Annotated in this window: 9 protein-coding genes; 2 read left to right on the top strand and 7 right to left on the bottom strand. The window is 66.6% G+C overall.

Annotation, left to right across the window (positions count from 1 at the left end; genetic code table 11):
- The first annotated feature begins 1,633 nt into the window (after positions 1–1,633).
- Positions 1,634–2,278, top strand: coding sequence for a zinc ribbon domain-containing protein (locus ABH937_RS34195; protein ID WP_370220505.1), 645 nt, complete (start codon positions 1,634–1,636; stop codon positions 2,276–2,278).
- Between the two features lie 102 nt (positions 2,279–2,380).
- Here ABH937_RS34195 and ABH937_RS34200 read toward each other — a convergent pair whose 3' ends face one another.
- Positions 2,381–3,184 (bottom strand): heavy metal-binding domain-containing protein, encoded by an 804-nt coding sequence (locus ABH937_RS34200; RefSeq protein WP_280694410.1) that lies wholly within the window; start codon positions 3,182–3,184, stop codon positions 2,381–2,383.
- A gap of 392 nt (positions 3,185–3,576) precedes the next feature.
- On the opposite strand from ABH937_RS34200, the gene ABH937_RS34205 reads away from it, so the two are divergent.
- Positions 3,577–4,125 (top strand): hypothetical protein, encoded by a 549-nt coding sequence (locus tag ABH937_RS34205; protein ID WP_280694409.1) that lies wholly within the window; start codon positions 3,577–3,579, stop codon positions 4,123–4,125.
- A gap of 417 nt (positions 4,126–4,542) precedes the next feature.
- Here the strand turns inward: ABH937_RS34205 and ABH937_RS34210 are convergent, their stop codons facing one another.
- The 6 genes from ABH937_RS34210 to ABH937_RS34235 all read right to left on the bottom strand — a co-directional run bounded on the left by ABH937_RS34210 (position 4,543) and on the right by ABH937_RS34235 (position 23,355).
- Positions 4,543–5,229 carry a hypothetical protein gene (locus ABH937_RS34210; protein WP_370220496.1) on the bottom strand — a complete coding sequence of 229 codons (687 nt, stop codon included), beginning with the start codon at positions 5,227–5,229 and terminating at the stop codon, positions 4,543–4,545.
- A 584-nt stretch (positions 5,230–5,813) separates the two neighbouring features.
- A complete protein-coding gene (locus ABH937_RS34215) occupies positions 5,814–7,013 on the bottom strand; it encodes an MFS transporter (protein ID WP_280694407.1) in 1,200 nt (399 codons plus the stop codon).
- A 278-nt stretch (positions 7,014–7,291) separates the two neighbouring features.
- Complete coding sequence (locus ABH937_RS34220; protein ID WP_280694406.1) at positions 7,292–7,519, bottom strand: MbtH family protein; 228 nt, start codon at positions 7,517–7,519, stop codon at positions 7,292–7,294.
- Positions 7,520–14,947: an amino acid adenylation domain-containing protein gene (locus ABH937_RS34225; protein WP_370220498.1), complete on the bottom strand. Its 7,428-nt coding sequence runs from the start codon at positions 14,945–14,947 to the stop codon at positions 7,520–7,522.
- On the bottom strand, positions 14,944–21,450 hold the full coding sequence (locus ABH937_RS34230; protein WP_370220499.1) for an amino acid adenylation domain-containing protein: 6,507 nt from the start codon (positions 21,448–21,450) through the stop codon (positions 14,944–14,946). Before ABH937_RS34230 ends, ABH937_RS34225 begins: the two co-directional genes overlap by 4 nt.
- A gap of 1,410 nt (positions 21,451–22,860) precedes the next feature.
- Positions 22,861–23,355: a hypothetical protein gene (locus ABH937_RS34235; protein ID WP_280694403.1), complete on the bottom strand. Its 495-nt coding sequence runs from the start codon at positions 23,353–23,355 to the stop codon at positions 22,861–22,863.
- Positions 23,356–23,663 lie beyond the last annotated feature (308 nt).

The following is a 23,663-nucleotide window of genomic DNA, read 5'->3' on the forward strand; positions in this document are numbered from 1 at the left end:
ACACCGGCGACACCAACCACACCGCCAGCACCGCCCACGCCCACCTCCTCTAACAAGCAACCCCAGCCACGCAACAACACCGTGGCTCCCGCCAAGCGGGGGCCACACCCACGTCCGCTCCAACATCTGCAGCAAGCGCCGAACATCACGGCGGCCACGACCAGCCGGCTCCTGCAGGTTCGGGCTGGCGGCCGGCTGGAGCCGGGCAAACGGGGGCGAGAACCCGGGCCCGGGCTCCGCAGGAACCCTCGGAGGTGAGCGGCACCCTGGAGGCCGCCCTGCGCTACCAGTTCTTCGGCCCGGAGTACCGCTCGTTCCTGGCACAAGGGCAGCAGCAGCGCCTGCAGACGGCGGAAGTCGCGGAGAAGTTCTCCGCCATCATCGTGGGACCCGCAGAACTCCTCACCACGCCAGAGCTGGCGCAGCGGGTCGGATGGGCTGCTGACCTGGTGTCCGCAATGGTCACTGCCCTGCTGGCCGACCACTGGAACACAGACGACGTGGACGTCCTCGCATCCGGCCTGGACGGCGGGGGCAGGAAGCGTTCCCGCGAACGCCTGGATGGCGCTGCGCCGCCTGGGCTGGACCACCGCGCCGCCCGAGGGCATCCGCGTCAACGACCGGATCGTTCGCATGGCCCAGGAGCAGGCCGGGCGTGCTCTGCGCTCGGCGAAGTGGCGTTGCGACCTTGCCGGCGGGGTGCTCGCGGCGTGGCCCGCCGATTGGGCCAGGCGCACTGGCGGGGACTGGGAGGCGGTTCGTGCGGCGGTGCCCGGTGGGCAGCATCTGCCGTCCAGTGTGCTCAAGGGCCGCACGCGGCAGATTGCTACGTTCGTCACGAAGCACGGCCGCTTGCCGGTCGATGTGTTCGAGCTGGAGAGCGCGCCACGCGTGGCCAAGATGCTGCTGCTGTCGGCCTGTGACGGGCAACAGGCCACGATCGAACGCGCCGACGACGAGCCGGGCCGCGCGCTGCTGCGCCTCCAGCTCCCCACCCGGCCTGATCCTCGGTCCTACCAGGACTGGAGATGGGTCGCCTGCCCGATCATGCTCGCCCCGACGATACCCGCCGGCGCGGTGCTGCACCCTGCCGACCCTGCGGATGATCGGCACCCAGGTGCGCGCCGATCTCGCCTACGCCCACGCCATTGCCAAGAGCGCCCGCACCGGGCACACCCTCGCGCTCGGCGTGGACTGGGCACTGGGGACTGGGGACCCTGCTGTTCGTGGGCGCGGTGCGCCTGCACGACGACGGCCGCATCACCGCACTCGGCTCCGGTGCCCAGTTCCGCGCTGCCGGTGTCCTGGCCAAGCAGCACCGCCTGCGCCGACAGTGTGAGCGCCTGCATGCCAAAGTCGACCGGTACCAGCGGCTCATCAACGGACGCACCGCTCCTGACGTGCCCTTGGAAACCAGGAGCACTCTCCTGCGAGACGAGGTCCGCGCGGTGTCTGAGCGACGCTCGAACCTCAACAACGCGCTTGCCTGGTCCGCTGCCCGCTGGACCAGGCTATCGCCGCCCGGGCGAGCGTCATCTATGTCGAAGAGCTCCGCTCCTTGGAGGCCAAGGGCATGGGCCGCACCATCAACACGCGCATGTCCCAACAGGTACGCGGACAGATCGTGGACTGTATGCGACACGTGGCAGCCGAGGTGGGTATCGCCGTGGTCACCGTCCCGGCCCGCGACACCTCCCAGCGCTGCCCCCGGTGCCTCACCCCGCTGCGGCACCGCAAAGCCCCCGACCGGCCCACCACCGCGGGCTGGAAATGGGCCCTGCGCCCATCGTGCGGCTGGCAGGGCGACCGCGACCAAGGGGCCTGGAAGCGCATCGCCGCACGCGGCCTCACCCACCAGAGCAAAGCCGTTACCGACCGCACCAGCGGGGCCATGGCCATTCGCACGGTCGTGGACAAACTCGAAACAGGCGCGGTCATCACACCCACGCCCAAGACCGGGTGGGACCGGTCCAAGACCAGACCCACCCGGCACAAGCCCACCCGTCCGACGCCCAGGCGACGCCGGACACCCTCCCCAGCACGACCCAACGGTGGTGCCGGCCAGCGTCGGGAGGGACACGCTCACACGGACCGGACCCCGCTGCCCCGCGCAGCCGATCGGTACCAGGGCGTGACGACGATCAGCACACCCACCAACCGGCACAGACCGCGAGGAGCAGCACTGGGCGCAGGATTCCACCTGCACGCTCACGCTACCGCCCCACGGTGGGAACACATCCTCAAACCAGACACCACTGACACAGGATCATTAAGCTGATCAGAGACGCTGGCACCGCACCGCTCAGCTCCTCTTCCTGGCGCCGCCGGCCCGCCGCGGGCGAGGGCATCACGGGCACGGCCGCCCGGTGTCCGCGGCCGCTCAGCCGCTGAGCGGCAGGGTGATGCCGGGCCTGACCGGCACCGCGTCCGGGTGGATGCGGCTGACGGCCGTGCCCACGGCGGCGAACTCGACCGCGTGCTCGCCCCAGAAGCGGTGGTCGTCCACGGTGGTGCCCACGATCCCGTCCGCGCTCAGCTGCCGGCTTTCGTCCTGCATCCTGGCCATCGCCAGCTCCCGTGCGTCGTACAGCGCCTGGGTGAACTGCGCCAGCTCCCTGTTCTGCCCGGCCTGCGAGAGCATCTGGCGCAGCGACTGGTGGGCGACGTGGTAGACGCAGTTGCCGAGCACCAGCCGGCGCGGCAGCCAGCCGTGCTGCCACAGCGTCCAGAAGTCCTGACCCGAAAGCGCGGTGGTGAACGGCTTGCCGTTCGGGGACCGGTAGTCCTTCCCGTCGCTCGCGCGCACGGCGGTGCCGACCGCGGTGAACTCGATGACGTCGCTGAAGAAGGCGTAGTTCATCGGCCGAAGCACCACGCCGACGACGCCGTCCGCGCCGAGCTGCGCCGCCTCCGCCTCCATCCGGCCCATCGCCAGCTCGCGGACGTTGTACATGGCCTGGGTCTGGGTGACGAGCTCCTGGCTGACCTTCCAGCCCGCGCCCTGCAGCCCCACGTGGTAGACGCTGCTGCCGAGCACCATGCCCAGCGGCTCGAAGCCCGCATCGCCCAGCAACACGAACTCGTTGACCGACAGGTCGGAGGTGAAGCACGCACGGCCCTGGCGTGAGGCGTCCAGGCGTCCACGGGCGACATCGGACACATCGAGCTGGGGCGGAGTCGTCATGGCGGCCTCTCAGTACGCTCATCCTGCACAGACAGCCGATCCTAGTAGCGGCACATCCAAGACGGCCCGAACCGACATGCCGTGCCCCACCGGCACCCGCCTCTCCACCCCCGCGTACACCGTTCCTGATCAGTGAGCAGGAGTGGGTCTTGGACCCATGGTTCGTCACTGCGCGCGTCCCGAACGGTTGTGCAGGGCCCGTTCCCGCCTCGGCGTGCGTCGTGAGTAATCGCGGGGTGCGGAGCCTGAGCCCGGATCCACCGATCAATAGCTGGTCCAGGGCCTGGACATGAGGGCGCGGATGCCCTCTGACCTGGGTGATGGGACTTCCTACGGTTCCAAGTCCACAGAGCGAGAGAACATCCGCGAGCTGCAATTCTTCCCATGCCGTCGTGGCGGTCCGCGCTGCCTTCGACGAGTCGAACCTGGTCGCGGATGCTGGGCTGGTCCGCTTGGCCGAGCGGGCCGGCCTGCCGGGGATGGTCGCGCAGAGACTGCGCATCGACGGGGCCGACAACGGCGGCGGCGCCAACCCGGGCGCGAAGGCGATGACACTGGTAGCGGCTACGTGTGTGGGCGCGGACAGCATTGACGATGTGGACCGGCTGCGGCACGGCGCGATGGACAGGCTCTTCAGCGGCGTGCGCGCGCCCTCGACCCTGGGCACGTTCCTGCGCTCGTTCACCCACGGGCACGACCGCCAACTCCACCGGGTGCCCCGTGCCTTCCTCGCCAGCCTGGCCCGCTCGACGCCGCTGCTTCCAGGATCCGACCAGGTCGCGTTCATCGACATCGACCCCACCCACGGTGATCCCGGGCGGGAGGACCGCCGCCGCCATGGCCCACGCCCTGGCCAGAGCGGCGATGGACCTCGACGAACAGATCGGTGCCCAAGGACTCCGGACGTATCAGCGGCGCATGCGCCGGCAAGTCCCACATAACCTGCCCACCAAGCGTCACCCTCGCCCTGACAAATCCGATTGGGAATCAGTGGCTGGTCTGGCGCAGCATCGTTTTATGTTCCTGCCTGAGAATCTCTGACTTCTGCGGGGACGTCCACTGCTGCGATGTGCCTACCGGTGCTTGGGGGCAGGCGCCGACTGTACCGAGTGCGGCAACGCTCTGTGGGAATGCGAGTTGCTCGAGCCCCCGCTCGTTGAGGCCCCCTGCTGATACTTCGGAGTGTGCGTGCTCTACAGGTGGAAGGTGCGCGAGTGGAAGGTGCGCGAGCCGGTCCTAGTCCAAGACGGTGCGCGCGGTGGGCACTTCGCGGTCGGCAGACTGAGCCGGTGCGGCAGCCCGGCGGGCTTCGGCCTCGGCTTTCCGCTTCCATCTCAGCGTCAATAGCGCTAGTTCGCCTAAGCCCCAGATCCGCCCCTCTCGGCTTCCTTTAAAATATGAGCACCATCAGGACCCTTCTCGAATAGCTTGGTGAGCTTATGCCCAATGCCAAAGCTTGCAACATAACGATCCACCACCCCAACAGCCTCTTCCTTCCTTGCTTCCCGGGCGGCAATTTTCAGATATGCAGTCACCTTTTGCGAAAGGTCATTGATGTCGAAAATCTTCTCGACGGCTTTAATGGTGGATATATCCGAACTACTGTCCATCTCTCCCTTGATTGACATATATTGACCCAGGAGTGACCTTGCGTCCTCGACGCCAAGATTACCCTTGCCACCGGGCAGCTCGCACTCCTTCAGCGCTTTGATCTGCCCGGGTCCCTGCAGCCGCCCCCCTAGCTTCTCGAGAGAATCGATCTCGCCTGAGCTCTCATCAAATAAGGCATGATCAATCTCCTTCAATCTCTCATATTTAAATTTTGCCGGAATTTTGTTTTCTTTGCAGTAGTCAGTCACACCCTTGGCGACAAGCGCACCATAGTGGATCGTTTTGGCTTTCTCTTCCGGCGAGCCCGGATTAACTAAACTCCCCGCGGTTCGTGTCGATTGGAATCGCCTTAAGATCTGTTCCGCGGCACTCTGGCCATTTTTTGGCATGCCATTCAGCCCTTCACCGATGACCTGGAGTTCCACTTCATCCATGATGCACCCCCTGGCACATCGGGAAACGTTCCGAGACGCATACTGATCTTTATGCAGTCTCTTGACGCTTCGCCAGTTTCTGCTAAGCCGGACGTATGGGTGCAGTCACAGGGCGTCCCCTGGGGGCTGCGGAGCGTGAGGCGCGGCGGCTCGAAGCCCGCATCGCCCAGCAACACGAACTCGTTGACCGACAGGTCGGAGGTGAAGCACGCATGGCCCTGGCGTGAGGCGTCCAGGCGTCCACGGGCGACATCGGACACATCGAGCTGAGCCGAGTCGTCATGGCGGCCTCTCAGTACGCTCATCCTGCACAGACAGCCGATCCTAGTAGCGACACATCCAAGACGGCCCGAACCGACATGCCGTGCCCCACCGGCACCCGCCTCTCCACCCCCGCGTACGCCCACACCCCATGGCCCGGAGAGCCCCGCGGGTCCGGCCGGGCGGCTGCGTCAAACCGGAGCAAGCCCACGTCGGAACAGAGACGACAAGAACGCGGGCGACCAGCGCACCCAAAACCGTTCGGGACGCACGCAGTGATGAACCGTTGGTCCAAGAAACTCCTGATCACTGATCAGGAACGGTTACTGGCAGGGGGCGTGTGTCAGGTGATGGTTCACGCCTCGGGTGGAAAGGTAGGCGGCTGCGAGTGTGACCAAGGCCGCGATGATGAGGAGAAGGATCCGGAAGTCGAGCGCGGTGATGAGGGCGGCGGCGAGTGCGACCGCGGTGGTGTCGGGCAGGGAGAGCGCCAGATTGAGCGCTGCGGTGGTGCGGCCCATCAGGTGAGGCGGAGTGCGCCGTTGGAAGAGGGTAGTGATGCCTACCGTGATCCAGGGCAGGCTGGCCCCGATGAACGCGCAGCCGGTGAGCGCGGCTGGTATGGATGGGACGGCCTCGAGGAGGAACCCGACGGCGGCGCATGCGAGCCCGGCGGTGGTGAGGCGCGTTTCGTTCAGGCGGCGTAGCAGGTGGGCCGCGTTGGCGCCGGCGGCGATGGAACCGGCTCCTTGGAATGAGACCAGGACGCCCAGGAAGGCATCAGGGCGGTGCAGTCCTTGGCTGACGACAGCGAAGATGGTGGGTTCGGCGAGGCCGAATGCCCCCATGGCGAGCGCGGCGGCAGCGGTGCACTGGCGCAGGGCGGGTGTTTGGAGGATATGCCGGGCGCCAGCGGCGGCTTCGGCAAGCTGGTGCCCGCTGGACGGCGTGGGGAGGTCTTCGCAGGTGCGTAGAGCCACGAGTGTGGTGCCGGCCACTACGAAGCTGGTCGCGTCGCCAATGATTACCGGTACAGGTCCGAACCCGGCCAGAAGACCTGCGCCAAGGAGTGGAGTGATTACTCGCATCCCCCATTGCATGGTCTGCAACATGCTGTTGGCCGCGCCCAGGAGTTCTTCTGGAACTATGGCTTGGAGCAGGGCGGCTTGGGCCGGGGTCAGGATGGCGCCGGAGATGCCGTAGCCGAACATGACCGTGTCGATGAGCCAGACCTGACTGGGCCGGTGGACCAGCAGCAGGGTCAGGACGAGCACGGCAGTGGTGGTATTGACGATGATGAGCAGCGGGCGGCGGCGTGTGCGGTCGACGAGGGCGCCGGTGAGCGGGCTGGCCAGTGAACCGAGGGAGAGCATAAGGATGCACAGGCCAGCGGCGGAGGCGCTGCTGGTGAGCATCTTGACCCAGATCGCAACGGCCAGCCACAGGGCGAAGTCGCCAAGTACGGACAGACACTGTCCGGCGAGGTAGAGGCGTATGTTGCGGTCGGTGAGAAGATGTCGCATGGGCAAGACCCGCTTCCGGGGGTATTCCGTCGGGTGCCCCCGGGCGAGGGCGTCTGATGGCTCACCTTTCGGGATGGCCAGCCGCGATCACGCACCGTCAGAATTCAGCACCGCTCCTTCTGGGTACTACCCAGGATCCTCCTAATTTGCCATGGAAACCGAGTGCAGCGACACGCGAAGCCCCCAGCCGCCACCATGAGGGGCGTAACGGGTGAACCGACCAGATGGTCAGCGACTCACAACCGCCGATAAATTGTGGTTGGCGTATTGGCTGACGGTCAGGACGTTCGGTTCTCTGCAGCTTTCATAGCCTTGATAAGGCTTTTTGGGCGCATGTCGGCCCAGTGGGTCTCGATGTAGTCGAGGCAGGCCTGGCGGGCATCCGCCTCATGAGCCACACTCCAGCCAGCCGGCACGTCGATGAACGCCGGCCACAGCGAGTACTGGCCCTCATCATTCGCCAGCACCATATAGATACCGCTCGGGTCCTCAAAGGGATTTGCCATCTATTCTGCTCCTTCCTGAGACTGAGGTCGATTCCTCGCCAAATCGTCGAGCTCGTGGGCAAGGATCCGCCCGATCAAAGCGACCGGACCGTCCTCGAACATCGCAGTGTGCGCACACGGAATATCATGGCTGTCGATCCACCCCTCCACATACGGCCCCCACTCGCTGGGAGTGCGGGAAGCCATAACACCGGTGTCGAGTGCCGCGTTGAAGAACAACACATCCCCCCGATAGCCGCCAGGAGTGAAACAGTGCGGCAGCCGGGCGTTGTTCAGCGAGACGGCTAGGATGGCGTCGAGATGGCGCTCCTCGATCAGGGCAAGCCCGACGTCCTGGCGCTGGAGGAACTGCGCGACCGTGGGCCTGGACAGCTGCCCGCCCCCCACCTTCACGGCGTCGTACCCGAGATCCTCAAGCAGCCCTGCGAGTACCTTGCGCTCAAGATCCTCGGCGTTGTCGACCGCGGTTCCCTCCGCAGATGTGGGTGGATAGGCGTCGAGTATCGCTAGGAGATCGACTTGCTCGCCCTGGGCCTGGAGCCGGGTGGCGATGGTATGAGCGACGAGGCCGCCGAAGGACCACCCCAGCAGGCGGTACGGCCCGTGCGGCTGGACGGTCCGGATCTCATGCAGGTAATCCGCCGCCATCTCCTCCACACTCCGCGCGAGCGCCTCGGGGCGGGCGAGCCCACGGGCCTGAAGCCCGTATATCGGAACGCCAGCGCCCAGCTCCCGCATCAGTCGGGCATACAGCCAGCTCATCCCCTCACCCGGATGGATACAGAACAAGGGACGGCCGCTACCCTGCGCCCTGAGCGGAAGCAGGACCTCCCACAGTCCCATCGACGAGCCATCGCGGGAATCCGAGTCGAGCCACTCGGCGAGTCTGGCCACCGTCGGTGCCTCAAACAGGGTCCGAAGCGTCAGTTCCACACCCAGCGCGGCCTGAACACGACTGGCCAGCCGCACTGACAGCAGCGAATGCCCACCCAGCTCGAAGAAGTTGTCATCGATACCCACCCGGGGTAGACCCAGCACCTCCGCGAAGGCCGCGCAGAGTATTTCCTCACGAGGCGTCCTTGGCCCCCGCTCTGAAGATCCCCCGTAGTCGGGTGCGGGTAGGGCTTTGCGGTCGAGTTTGCCGTTCACCGTCAACGGCAACTCCTCCAGTACCACCACCGCCGACGGCACCATGTACTCCGGCAAGCGCGTGGCCAGAGACCTCCGCAGAGTCCCAAGGACCACCGACCTTTCGTAAAGGCCACTGTCACCGGACGGCACGACATAGGCCACCAGGCGCTTGCCCCCCGGGCTGTCTTCGCGGACGGTGACTGCGGCCTGCGCGATGGTGTCATGGGACAGGAGGGCGGCCTCGATTTCGCCGAGTTCGATGCGGAAGCCGCGGATTTTGACCTGGTCGTCGGTGCGGCCGAGGTAGACGAGGGTGCCGTCGTTGTTCCAGCGCACGATGTCCCCGGTGCGGTACATGCGCTCACCCGTGCCGAAGGGGCAAGCGATGAAGCGTTCGGCGGTGAGGGCGGGTTGGTTCAGGTAGCCGCGGGCGAGTTGGGTGCCGGCCAGGTAGAGCTCTGCGGGTACTCCCACCGGTACCGGTTGCAGTGCGGCGTCCAGGACGAAGACCCGGGTGTTGGCCACGGGGCGGCCGATGGGGACACTGGGGCCGGCAGTGCCGGGGGTGCAGGGCCAGGCGGTGACGTCGATGGAGGCCTCGGTGGGCCCGTACAGGTTGTGCAGAGGCACATCCAGCACCGCGTGGAAGCGGTCGCACAGGTCGGCGGGCAGGGCCTCGCCCGAGCACAGCACCGCGCGCAGGCCGGTGCAGTTCGCTGCGGCGGGCTCGCGGAGGAAGGTCTGGAGCATGGACGGGACGAAGTGGAGGAGAGTGATGTGCTCACGCTGGATCAGCTGCACAAGGTAAGCGGGATCCTGATGCCCGCCAGGCCGGGCCACGACCAGAGTGGCGCCTTCCAGCAGCGGCCAGAAGAACTCCCACACCGACACGTCGAAACCGAACGGCGTCTTCTGCAACACCCGATCCCCAAGCTCCAGGGGGTACGCGCTCTGCGCCCAGGCCAGGCGGTTAACGACACCACGCTGGGCAACCGCCACGCCCTTGGGCCGTCCCGTCGAGCCGGAGGTGTAGATCACATATGCCGGATGTTCGGGTAGTAGGGGCCGTACCCGCTCGGCATCCGTCATGTCCGCCGTGTCCTCGCCTTCCAGCACGGCGGCCGTCGGGGGATCGTCCGGGACCAACAGCGGGATGTCGGACTCCTCGGGGACCGCAGGGGCGGCCTCGCGAGTCGTGAGGACGATCGCGGGCTTGGCATCGGCGAGAATGTAGGTGATGCGTTCGCCGGGGTAGGCAGGATCGATCGGCAGGTAGGCGGCACCCGTCTTCAGCACCGCCAGGAGCGCGACCACTAGGTCGACCGAGCGCTCCATCATCACCGCGACCCGATCCTCCGCCCCCACCCCTTGTCCGGTCAGCAACCGCGCCAGCTGATTCGCCCGCGCGTTCACCTCCGCATAACTCAGACACCTGCCCTCGAACGCCACTGCCGTGCTGTCGGGGGTGCGGCACACCTGCACCTCGAACAGCTCCGGCAGCGTCGCATCCGGCACGTCCCGGCCGGTGTCGTTCCACCCCACCAGCAGCAGCCGGGACTCGGCCTCCTCCAGCACCCCCACTCGGGACAGGAGGGTGTGGGGCTCGCTTTCCAGGGCGGTGACGAAGTTGTTGATGGCGGTGTGGAACATCGCGCAGACCGCGTGCGGATCAATGGGCGCCACTGCCTCGACTGTCAGTGCGAAGCCGGTACCGGTGTCGTCGATGGAGGCGGTCAGCGGATAGTTGGTGTGTCCTTCGCTGTGCAGGAAGCGGATCCCCTCGAGGGTCGTCTCCCGGTCTTGTGGGTTGTGGCGGTAGTTGAGGATGGTGGTGAACAGTGGTGTGGGCGGAGTGAGGGCACTGGCGTGCTGGGCGAGAGCGAGCGGGGCGTGCTCACGCACCAGCAGTGCGGCGAGTTGGGTCTGCATCACACGCAGCGCCGTGGCGACGTTGTGCTCGGTGGTTGTGAGGCGCACGGGCAGGGTGTTGATGAACAGTCCAAGGGCCCGTTCGGCGCCGGTGCCGGCGTTCATCCGCCCGAACAGCACCGTGCCGAACACCACGTCATCACACCCGCTGGTAGCCGCCACCACCCGCGCCCACGCCGCGTGCATCACGGTGGCCGCACTCACCCCCCGCTCACGCGCCGCCCCCCGCACCCGGGCCGCCAGCTCCCCATCCACCACCAGCTGCGCCTCGGCCGTACCCGAGCCGTCACCGAGCACATCCAGCACCCCGAACGGCGCCGACGGCTCCTCCACGTCCCCCAGCAGGTCGGCAAAGTACCGCACATGCTCCCAGGGCGGCGCTCCCAGGCGGGCCTGGGCGACGAAGTCCCGAAATGGCACCGGCACGGGCAACCCCTCCCCACCTCCGGTCAGGAACGCCCCCACCTCCCCAAGCATCACCTCCACCGCCGTGTGGTCCTGCACCAGGTGATGCGTACACAACAGCAACAACCATTCAGCACCAGCGGATTCGACGGCGCCGTCCGCACCGAGACCAGCCCCGGCCCCAAAGTCAGGGCACCGGCCGGTACCAGAGCCGGGACGGTCAGGATTGGGGGCAATCGTGACGCGCATGAGGGGGGCTTGGGCCAGGTCGATTGCGGTGTCACCGGCATCAAGGAGCTGGCGGACGGGATCCCCACCCTCAGGGTCCAGGACGATCTCACGCACCGGCAGCGGCGCGCTACGCCACACCACCTGCACCGGCTGCGACAAACCCTCCCACTGCACTCCGGTGCGCAGGACGTCATGACGCTCCACCACCCGCCGCAAAGCTTCCACGAAGGTGTCCACACGCTCACGCGTGTCGAACCCCAACACCGCCGGCCGCGCATACACATCCCCACCGGCACCACCCGTACCCATGAGGTGGTGGAAAAAGATGCCCTCCTGCAACGGCGCCAACGGATAGATATCGGCGACATTCGCCGCACCCCCCGGAACAAGGGAGGCGATCAGCTCGATCTCAGCCGCGGTGAGATCGACCAGGGGCAGCATCTCAGGCGTGATCACCTCAACACCGGGCGGTATCAGATTCGGCGGTACGACCACAACGTCCTGCGCGCCGGCCTCGGCGAGCGCGGCCACCGTCGGGGTGTCGAACATCGCCCGCACCGACACCGCCACACCCTGCTCCCGCAGCCGTGCCACCAAGGTCACCGCCAGCAGTGAATGCCCGCCCAGCTCGAAGAAGTTGTCGTCGATCCCCACCGCGGGCACACCGAGGACCTCGACGAAGGCCGCGCACAGCACCTCCTCCCTCGCGGTACGCGGACCGCGCCCGCCGACCCCGCAGGACGCGGCCAGGTAGTCGGGCACGGGCAGCGCTTTGCGGTCGAGTTTGCCGTTCACCGTCAACGGCAACTCATCCAGCGCCACCACCGCGGAGGGCACCATGAAGTGCGGCAGCCGAGCGGCGATAAACCGGCGCACGCTCTGTGCCGACAACCCATGGGAATCGCTGGACCCGCCCTTGGCAGAGGATCCGTCCACAGCGGGCGTCCCGTCGGTGGCGGGCGGCTTCCTGTTGCCGGAAGCGCCGTGCACAGGAACGACATAAGCAGCCAGACGCTTATCGCCCAGGACGTCTTCCCGTACGATGACCGCCGCCTGCGCGATGTCTTCGTAAGTCAACAGTGCGGCCTCGACCTCGCCCAGTTCAATCCGGAAGCCGCGGATCTTCACCTGGTCATCCGCCCGGCCGAGAAACACCAACTCGCCCCTGTTGTTCCACCGGACCACATCGCCCGTGCGGTACATCCGCTCACCCGACGCGAACGGGCACGCCACAAACCGCCCTGCCGTCAGGCCTGGTTGGTTCAGGTAGCCGCGGGCCAGGCCGGATCCGGCGATGTAGAGCTCGCCGGTGACGCCGGTGGGGACGGGTTGCAGGCCCGCGTCGAGGACGTAGGTGCGGGTGTTGGCGATGGGGCGGCCGATGGTGGGGGTGCGGGTCGGGGTGATGGGTGCGGTGGTGGACCAGATGGTGGTTTCGGTGGGGCCGTAAAGGTTGGTGACGTCTGCGAGTGAGCCGAGTGTGGTGGCAAGGGGTTCGGGCAGTGCTTCGCCGCCTGTGAGGATGCGCAGGCGGGGCAGCTCCATCGTGCTCTGGGTCAGGTGTTCGGTGAGGGCGTGCCACAGGGAGGGGGTGGCTTGCATGATGGTGGTACCGCAGCGGTGGAGCAGTTCGGCCAGGGCGGGGATGTCGATGACGGTTTGTCGTGGGACGAGTTCCAGGCGGGCGCCGCTGATCAGCGGCAGGTAGAGCTCGAGTGCGGCGATGTCGAAGGCGATCGTGGTCACGGCCGCCCAGCAGTCCTCTGTACCGAGCGGGAAACGGCGGCTCATGTCGGTCAGGAAGTTGGCCAGGGCCGCGTGCGGGATCACGACGCCCTTGGGCCGTCCCGTCGAGCCGGAGGTGAAGATGACGTAGGCCGGGTGTTCCGGAAGCAACGGCCTGACACGCTCCGTATCGGCCAGATCAGCACTGTCCTGCCGTGCCAGGAAAGCGGCCGTCGAGGGATCATCCAGGACCAGCAGCGGCCCGGCGAACGGCTCAGGGACTGCGGGGGTGGCCTCGCGAGTCGTGAGGACGACCGCCGGCTGCGCATCGGCGAGCATGAACCCGATACGCTCCGCCGGGTAGGCCGGATCGATCGGCACATACGCTGCACCCGCCTTCAACACACCCAAGAGCGCGACAACCAGCTCCGCACCACGACCCATCACCACCCCCACCCGATCCTCCGCACCCACCCCACGCGCGACCAGCAACCGGGCCAACCGGTTCGCCCGCCCATTCACCTCCCCATAGCTCACACACCGCTCACCGAACACCACCGCCGTACTGCCAGGAATGCGCCCCACCTGCTCCTCGAACAACCCCGGCAACGTCACATCCGGCACCTCACAGGCGGTGTCGTTCCACTCCCCCAGCACCCGACGACGCTCCACCTCAGTCAGCATCTCAAGCCGGCACAGCGGAGTGTCGGGGTGAGTAGTGAGGGTGCGGAGAGTGAAGATGAGTCGTTGGGTGAGGGCCTGGGCGGTTTCGTGGTCGAACAGGTCGGTCGCGTAGGTGAGTGTGCCGTGGATGCCCGATGGCTGGTTCTGGTTGCGCGATTCTGCAAGTTCGAATTCCAGGTCGAACTTTGCCGGCATCGAGCCGGTCGGTAGGGCAGTGGATTCCAGTCCAGGGAGGTGGAGCGCGGTGGCGGGTGTGTTGTTCAGTGTGAGTGCGACCTGGAAGAGGGGGTGCCGGGCCATGGAGCGGGTGGGGGCGAGGTCTTCGACGAGACGTTCGAATGGCAGGTCCTGGTGGTCGTAGGCATCAATGGTGGTTTCGCGGACGCGGGCAAGGGTCTGGCTATAAGTGGGGTTGCCGGACAGGTCAGTGCGCAGGACGAGGGTGTTGACGAAGAAGCCGATGAGGTCGTCGAAGGCTTCGTCAGTGCGGCCGGCGATGGGGGCGCCGATGGGGATGTCCTCGCCCGCGCCTAGCCGGGCCAGGAGGACGGCCAGGGCGGCCTGTAGCGTCATGAAGACGGTCACTTCATGGGCACGGGCGAGGGCATGGAGTTGTTGGTGCACGTCGGCGGGGATGGTCACCTCGACGGTGGCGCCGTGGTGGCTAGCGACCCTGGGCCTGGGGCGGTCGGTGGGGAGGGTGAGTTCTTCGGGCAGGTGGGCGAGGGCGCGGCGCCAGTAGGCGAGTTGCTGGTTGAGGCGGCTGTGGGGGTCGTCGTCGCTTCCGAGGAGTTCGCGCTGCCAGAGTGTGTAGTCGGCGTATTGGACAGGTAGGTCGGGGAAGGCGGGGGGGTGGCCGTTCGTGCGGGCGTTGTAGGCGGTGAACAGGTCCCGGGCCAGCAGACCCATGGACCAGCCGTCGGCCGCGATGTGGTGGATGGTCACGGCAAGGACGTGTTCGGTGGCCGCGAGGGCGAACAGTTCGGCCCGGATCGGGATCTCGGTGGCCAGGTCAAATGGTTGTGCCTTCGCCTCGGCCACTGCCCCCGTCAGGTCGACTTCGGTGACATGGGTGACGGGTAGTTCGACAACGGCCTCGTTGGGGGGCAGGACCTGTTGCACGGGGTTGCCGTTTGGGGAGGGAAAGATGGTGCGCAAGGCTTCGTGACGGGCCACCACGTCCCGCAGCGCATTGGCCAGGGATACCGGGTCGAGGCTCCCGGTCAGGCGTACGATCAGCGGGATGGTGTAGAGGCCGCCGAGGCTGTCGAGCTGGTCCACGAACCATAGACGCTGCTGGCCGAACGACAACGGAATCATCATGACTCCTCGCTCGTACGCATCGGCCGTACGGTAGGCCTCGTATCCCTTGGATGGTCGGTGTGCTCAGCGAGCCACGCCGCGACTCCTGCCGGTGTCGGCCTCTCGAACAGCACGTGGATCGGCAGCTCCACATCCAGCATCGAGCGCACTCTGCTGACCAGTCGCGTCGCCAACAGTGAGTGCCCTCCGAGCTGGAAGAAATTGTCATCGGTGCCAACCTCGACGCCGAGCAGGCCGGTGAAAACAGCGCAAAGGATCTCCTCGCGGACGGTGCGAGGTCCCCGCCGAGAGGAGCCCCGGCCTGAGGCGCCGTAGTCGGGTGCCGGCAGGACCCTGGGGTCGAGTTTGCCGTTGACTGTCAGCGGAAGGCTTTCTAGCACCACGGTCGCTGCAGGGATCATGTAGTGCGGCAACCGGCGGACCAGAGCCTCGCGCAGAGCCTGAGCCAATCCGGCCGTTTCCTCACAGCCGCCGTCCTGTGTCGGCACGACGTAGGCGACCAGGCGCTTGTCGCCCGGCATGTCCTCGCGGACAGTGACCGCGGCCTGCGCGACGCTCTCGTGCGACAGGAGGGCGGCCTCGATCTCGCCCAGTTCAATCCGGAAGCCACGGATCTTCACCTGGTCATCCACCCGGCCCAGGTACACCAGCTCCCCCTGTGGGGTCCAACGCACCAGATCCCCGGTGCGATACATCCGCTCGCCTGTCACGAAGGGGCACGCCACAAACCGCCCCGCCGTCAAGCCAGGACGATTGAGGTAGCCGCGCGCCAACTGCGCACCGGCGACATAAAGTTCCCCGGCCACCCCCACCGGCACTGGCAGCAAACCCCCATCCAGGACAAGGAACCGCAGCCCCGGCAGCCCTGCCCCGATCACACTGCGCCCGCCAGCGCTGGCGGCCGATGAGGCGTCCAGGCGGCGGAAGCTGGCATGAACGGTCGTTTCGGTGGTGCCGTACATGTTCACCAGCACCGGCGCGTCATCCGCGTGCCGGGCATACCAGGAGCCGAGACGAGCCAGGTCCAACGCCTCACCACCGAAAACCAGCCAGCGCAACGCGAGACGATCACCCACTTCGGGGTCCTGGGTATCGGCCTGAATCAGCTGATAGAACGCCGACGGGGTCTGGCACAGGACCGTCACCCGCTCATCGACCAACAGGTGCAGGAAATCCAGTGGTGAGCGGGCCACGTCCTGGGGCACCACCACCAGCCGCCCACCGTGCAGCAGTGCCCCCCACATCTCCCACACCGAGAAATCGAACGCAAAGGAATGGAACCATGACCACACGTCGTTCGCGCCGAAGCCGAACAGCCCTTCGGCGGCGGTGAACAGCGCCACCACGTCTTGGTGAGTAACGCATACGCCCTTGGGCCGGCCGGTGGAACCGGAGGTGTAGATCACATACGCCGGATGCGCCGCCACCAACGGCCTGACCCGCTCCGTATCGGCCACGTCGCCGGGGTCCTGGGCTTCCAGCAGCACGACGGTGTCCGGGTCGTCGACGACGATGACCGCAATCGCGTCCGCGTCCGCAAGCGCCGGCACCGAATCGCGTGCGGTGAGCAGGACCGTCGGCCTCGCATCGTCGAGCATGTAAGAGATGCGCTCCACCGGATAGGTGGGATCGATCGGCAGATGCGACGCACCAGTCTTGAGCACAGCCAAAAGAGCAAGCACCAGGTCGATGCCTCGGCCCATCACCACGGCGACCCGATCCTCCACTCCCACTCCATAACCGACCAGCAGCCGAGCCAAGCGGTTCGCCCGCGCGTTCATTTCCACGTACGTCAGGCACTCGCCGTCGAACACCACCGCCATGCTGTCGGGCGTGCGCCGCACCTGCGCCTCGAACAACTCCGGCAGCGTTACCCGCGGTTTCTCGCGCTCGTCGTTGTTCCAGTCCACCAGCAGCCGTCGTCGCTCCCTGTCGTCCAGGACATCGATCAGGCACAGCGGGGTGGTGGGATCGCTCTGTAGGCCTGTGAGGAGATTGGCAGTGGTGGTGCGGAGCAGCTGACAGATGGCGCGTGGGTCAACAGGTAGGACGGCTTGGGCGGTGAGGCTGAATCGGGAGGTGGTGTCGTCGATGGAGAGGGTGATCGGGTAGTTGGTGCGTTCATCGAGGTGGAGGAGTTGGATGCCGTCGAGACCGGACAAGGCTTGAGGGCTGAGGTTTGGGCTGTAGCGGTAGTTGAACAGGGCGGTGAACAGCGGAGTGGGTGCGGTGACGGCGCTGGCTCGCTGGGCAATCGTCAGTGGGGTGTGCTCATGCGCCAGCAGTCCGGCAAGCTGTGCCTGCATGGCTTGCACCGCGCTTGTGACGTCGACTCGGTGGGTGTGCAGACGGGCTGGAAGGGTGTTCATGAACAGGCCCACGGCACGATCGGCACCCTGACCGCCGTTCATGCGCCCGAACAGCACGGTGCCAAAGACCACGTCATCGCGCCCGCTGGTCGCGGCCACCACCCGCGCCCACGCCACGTGCATCAACGTCGCCGCGCTCACTCCCATACGGCTCGCCTGCTCCCGCAGCCGCTCGGAGAGATGCTCGTCGAAGGCCAGATACGCCTGGGCGGTGGTGCGGCCTTCACCGTGCACCTCCAGCACCCCGTAGGGCGCGGAGGGCTCCTCGACATCTCCCAGCAAGTCAGCGAAAAATGCCTCGTGTTCCTCTCGAGGAATGGCCAAACGGGTGTGGGCCACGAAATCACGGAACGGCACCGGGGCGGGCAGCTCATCCTGGCTTCCGCGCAGGACCGCGCTCACCTCTTCCAGCATGACCTCCAGCGCTGTGTGGTCTTGGACGAGGTGATGGGTCCTCATCAGCACAAGCCATCCTCCGCGCCCATCATCCGTGGTGGCGTCAGGATTCCTGGCAATGGTCAGTTTCAGGAGTGGCGCCTGGGTCAGGTCCATACCTGCCCCGCCGGCCGCCAGAAGCTGGTCGACCGGACGCAAGCCCCCGGAATCGAGGGCCACCTCGTTCACCAGTAGCGGTGCACTGCGCCACACCACCTGTACCGGCTGCGATAATCCTTGCCACTGCACCGCGGTGCGCAGGATGTCATGGCGGTTCACCACCTGCTGGAGCGCGTCCACGAACGCGTCGAGATGCCGACGTGTGTCGAAACCCAGCACCACGGGCAACACATACACATCGCTGCCCGAGTTCGACTCGCTCTGGTCGATGACGTGGTGGAAAAAGAGGCCTTCCTGCAGTGGTGCCAACGGGTACATGTCGGCGATGTTCGCCGCTCCTCCTGGTGTGCGAGCGACGATGTTCTCGATCTCCTCCATCGTCAGGTCGACCAGCGGCAGCATCTCGGGCGTGACCATCTCAGCGGCTGGCGGGATGAGATTCGCCGGCACCACCACCGGCTCCGGTCCAAGTCCCGAAGCCAGCCCGGCAACCGTCGGCGATGCGAACAACCCACTTGCCGGAATCGTCACACCTCGATTCCGCAAGCGCTCCACCAGCGACACCGCGAGGAGTGAATTCCCGCCGAGTTCGAAGAAGTTGTCATCGATACCGACCCGGGGTAGACCCAGCACCTTCGCGAAGGCTGCGCAGAGTATTTCCTCACGAGGCGTCCTTGGCTCCCGCCCTGGAGATCCCCCGTAGTCGGGTGCGGGAAGCGCCTTGCGGTCCAGCTTGCCGTTGGCCGTCAACGGCAGCTCCTCCAACGCCACGACGGCCGAGGGCACCATGTACTGCGGCAAACGCGTGGCCAGAGCCCTCCGCACCGTGTCGGTCAGCCCGGCCACATCCTGGAGACCACCGCCATCCTGTGTCGGCACGACGTAGGCGACCAGGCGCTTGTCGCCCGGCATGTCCTCGCGGACAGTGACCGCGGCCTGCGCGACGTTCTCGTGCGACAGAAGCTCGGCCTCGATCTCGCCCAGCTCGATCCGGAAGCCACGGATCTTCACCTGGTCATCCACCCGGCCCAGGTACACCAGCTCCCCCTGTGGGGTCCAACGCACCAGATCCCCGGTGCGATACATCCGCGCGCCAGCCGCTCCGAAGGGGCACGCCACAAACCGCCCCGCCGTCAAGCCAGGACGATTGAGGTAGCCGCGCGCCAACTGCGCTCCCGCAATGTAAAGCTCGCCCGCCACCCCCACCGGCACCGGCAGCAAACCCCCATCCAGCACGTATACGCGGGTATTGGCGATCGGCCGGCCGATCGGAACCGCCCCGGTCGACGGCGAGTCTCCAGGAGCAACCCGGTACACCACGCACCCGACCGTCACCTCGGTCGGACCGTACTCATTCACCACCGTGGCCCCGGGGTGAGCCGCCCGCCACGGGTTCAGCACCTCACCAAGGAGTTGCTCTCCGCCCAGAACGAGTTCACCAGTCGGCGAGAACGTCTCGGGCAACACATCCAGCAGCGCCAAGTGGCCCGGCGTCCCCTTGAGGAAGCTAACCCCGACAGGCTCCCGCCCCGCCCCGGCCTCTAACGCGGCCACCTCTATCCGACCGCCACTGATCAGCGGGGCGTACAACGACGTCACCGCCAGATCGAACGCCGCCGACGAATGCGCCAAAGTGTGCCCTGCCACCGACGGATAAGCCTCAACGCTCCACCGCAGGTAGTGGCAGAGTGCACCATGCTCGACCACCACCCCCTTGGGCCGGCCGGTGGAACCGGAGGTGTAGATCACATACGCCGGATGCGCCGCCACCAACGGCCTGACACGCTCCGTATCGGCCACGTCGCCGGGGTCCTGGGCTTCCAGCAGTACGACGGTGTCCGGGTCGTCGACGATGACAAGCGCGACGGGGGCGGGATCGGGCAAGGCCGGCGCCGCGTCGCGAGTCGTGAGGACGACCGCCGGCTGCGCATCGGCGAGCATGAACCCGATACGCTCCGCCGGGTAGGCCGGATCGATCGGCACATACGCTGCACCCGCCTTCAACACACCCAAGAGCGCGACAACCAGCTCCGCACCACGACCCATCACCACCCCCACCCGATCCTCCGCACCCACCCCACGCGCGACCAGCAACCGGGCCAACCGGTTCGCCCGCCCATTCACCTCCCCATAGCTCACACACCGCTCACCGAACACCACCGCCGTACTGCCAGGAATGCGCCCCACCTGCTCCTCGAACAACCCCGGCAACGTCACATCCGGCACCTCACAGGCGGTGTCGTTCCACTCCCCCAGCACCCGACGACGCTCCACCTCAGTCAGCATCTCAAGCCGGTGGACGAGGTCGGATGGCGTGGCAGCTGCCAATCCGTTCAACAGGTTCTTCAGATGCTGGGCTGCAGTCCGAGCCAATTCGGCATCATGCAGCATTGGATGGGTCAGGACGTCGATCCCCACGCTCCCGTGAAGCAGCGTGCGGGCGGTGATCGTCGTTGCAGTAACCGGCCGGGTCCCGAGCCAGTGGTGGGTTGACCGGCTGTCGCCGAAACGTATCTGCTCCTCGATGGGCAGGACGTGAACGACGACGTCGAACAGTCGGCTGGGGTCGGTGACGTCAATGTCGGTGAGGATGCTCTCATAGCGGTATCGTCGGCGGGCGAGTCCCTCGCGCAGCATGCAAGAGGACTGGCGCAGGAGTTCCTCAACCGACATGTCCGGCGCTACCGTGAGGCGCAGGGGGATGACGTTCAAGGCCGAACCAGGAATGGCCTGCGGTTCGGCTCCTTCCCGACCGGGATCGGCAACGCCGACAACGATGTCCTTCGATCCGGTGGTGCGGTTGACATAGACGGCGGCGGCCGTGATCACTGCCTCCGCCGAGTCCGTGGCCTGTCGGCACACCACGGGGCGAGGCCCAGGAGCGTGCGCGGGTTCGGAGGAATCTGTGCACCGCGCCGGCCTGTGAGGTTCTCCCCATGACCGCTCGGCCGTGTTCTCCCGGCCCTGAAGAACGCTCAGCCAGTACCGCCGGTCCTGCTCGAACCGCGGCGATGCCCGGTAGGACCGATCTGCTGCCAGCAGCGCCGTGAACTGATCCAGGCCGGGCTCGGGCGCTGCAGTGCCGGTGGCCAATGCCGAGTAGAGCCGGGCCTGGCGCTCAGCGATCGCCCGCAGGCTGCTGTCATCGCCGGCGATCTGATGACAGCGCTGGTACCAGTGGAAACGGCTGGTCCCGATCTTGAACAGAGCTTGTGTGAACAGCGGCCCGCGCTCAAGATCAACCAGGCGGCACATATCCGCCCACATCCACTCGTCCGCGGCCTCCAGCGGCTGCGCCTCGCCGCTCACATCCACCACATGCAGCCGCCATTGCGCCGTCCTGTCGATGTGTTGGCGTACCTCGGCGGCATCCCCGGTGAACCGCAAATGCAGGGCTTCGGACTCGGCGATCGCCCGCCGCAGGGCCATCTCGAACAGGCCCACATCCAGCGTCCCACGAATGTCCCAGTACGCCCCGATGTTGAATGGCGAGCCGTTCGGTTCAGTCCGCTGGGACCGCCACACGAAGAATTGACTACTCATCAATTCATAGGTTTCAGGCTCATAGTGGGATGACATGATCTCTCCTCGGCTCAACTGCCAAGCCCGCGGTGCGCTCTCGCCAAGAAATGCCTCACCACGGCTACACGACACGACCACTCCATTTGGCACTGAACGGCCGCCGGCGCCTCACGATGGGGGTCGGCTATGTACAGCTCAAAACAAACCGGTCAGCGGCGACGAGGACCCGCGACGCCAAAGCTGCGATTGCTCCAAGGGGTTGGCTTGAACCAGCCTAGCCGCCGTGATCTTCACACGCCGCCCAAGGGCAGCCACGTACAGCCAGCAGACCCGACAGCGGCCATAGCCGCTTGGAACTGCATCCGACTCCACAGTATGGCAATGCCCGCCCGGCACAGCAATAGCCCCGCAGAAGGCGCCACACGCCAACGGGCATAAGCAATCGGAAGCTTGCAGAATCAGACAAACCACACGTGGATAGATAGGCACGCCTCCGACGCCGGTTCAAATGTTCGAGTTAATGGGCTGATTGATTTCTAACCAGCATGTTCCCAGCCCTCGACGCACGGCCCTGGCGTGAGGCGTCCAGGCGTCCACGGGCGACATCGGACACATCGAGATGGGGGGAGTCGTCATGGCGGCCTCTCAGTACGCTCATCCTGCACAGACAACCGATCCCGGTAGCGGCACATGAAAGCCCGAACCGACATGCCGTGCCGCACCACCGCCCGCCCCGGCCCCCACACCCCGGCGCCGGCGATCCGGCGCCGGGGTGTGGGGGCCGGGGCGGGCGGCACTGGTTACCTGCACCGCTCGCGGTGCTCGTCCCGGACCTGCTGAGCACCGCGCCCGGTACGAGGCAGGCTTGACGGCACGCATCCTCGAAGCAGCGAAGCCGCCCCCCTTTGTGAGGACCTGCGCGGAGGGCAGGCTGGGCTCCAGCGAAGCCGGCGCCACCCGGGATTCGCCATCGGCGCGCCAATCCCCGCCCGTGCCACCGGCCTGGGCGACGCCGCCGAAACCATCCAGCGCTGTAATGTGCCCTGCGACTCGGCTCACCATCGGGTGCGACCACAGGGACCGACAGATCCGCCGGGTGATTACCGTCGCATCCGCGCGAAGGCCACGCCCGCGGTCCCTACCGCCCGCGCCGGCTGCCAACCCGAGAGCGACACGAGCAGGCCCCGCTGCGCCCGTACCGCGCAGCCGACCACCGCAACGCACCCGCTCCCGTTACTTTCCAGGATCACGCCGACCGGCACGGGACGGTGCACCAGGGCAACCGACGCTCCCGCAGCCACACGTGAAGGCCGGCCAAGTGCCCGGCCGGCCCAGGTCGGCGCGGTGGCGGCCACCTCTTTGATCAGGTTGAGGGCTGTCGTCGTCGCGAGCCTCGGTGAACATGCACGAGGCAGGCGCGCCGCCGCCTGCGGATTGTGGCAGCCTACGCGGCCAGCGGGTGTGCGGTCAGTGGCTGGTGAGCGCGCCCAGGCTGGTGAGCACCCTGATGTACTGGGACCAGTAGCAGATGAGCTCGCGTTCGATGAGGGCCAGGGCGTCGGGGCCGGCGCACGAGAGGTTCCGCGGCCCGCTCCCGGTATCCCGTGTGCCAGCCTGGGCAGCGCTCGTAACAGACGAGGTGGCCTGGTCGAGTGTGATGGTCAGCGCCGGGGCGGGCACCTTCCTCAGCTCCGCCAGACCCTCGCGCCAGTTGGTGCCGAGCTGTGCCCAGCTGCTGCCTGCGCGTTCGAGCCACGCGGTCAGGTCCTCGAAGAACACCACGCGCCGCGCAGGGTGCACAGTTTGGAACGCGTCAGCGACCCGCAGGATGTCTGCGCAATCCCTGGACAGAGTGTGTCGCTGGAGCATCTGAGGATCCAGCGCTCTGACACAACCGCCGGCCCACTCGGCCTGGGACGGCTGGACGAACCAGTAGCGGGGCTGCAGCGCCACCTCTGTCACTCAAAACTCTCCTTCACAACGGTCACGCACTCCCCGCCCGTCCCCGTACGGCAGGAGGCGCACGCGGGTGCAGCAAGGCCCTGGCCGACCGGTCGCATCGTCGTGGCCGGGCTGTTGAGGGTCTCTCCGGTGCATCGAACCGTAGCGTGCCACCGGGCCCGGCATGCGAGGGACGCGCCTGCGGCCGTGCGCCGACCCCACCCCGGAGGTTACAAATTCAACCAACTCCCCTGACAAAAGTCCTACTTGAGGCGATCGCGGGCCGCCAATACCAACCGTAGGGGTGATCTTGAGAAGGTTGCCGTCAT

Source organism: Kitasatospora sp. GAS1066B, from assembly GCF_041262605.1.
GTDB lineage: Bacteria > Actinomycetota > Actinomycetes > Streptomycetales > Streptomycetaceae > Kitasatospora.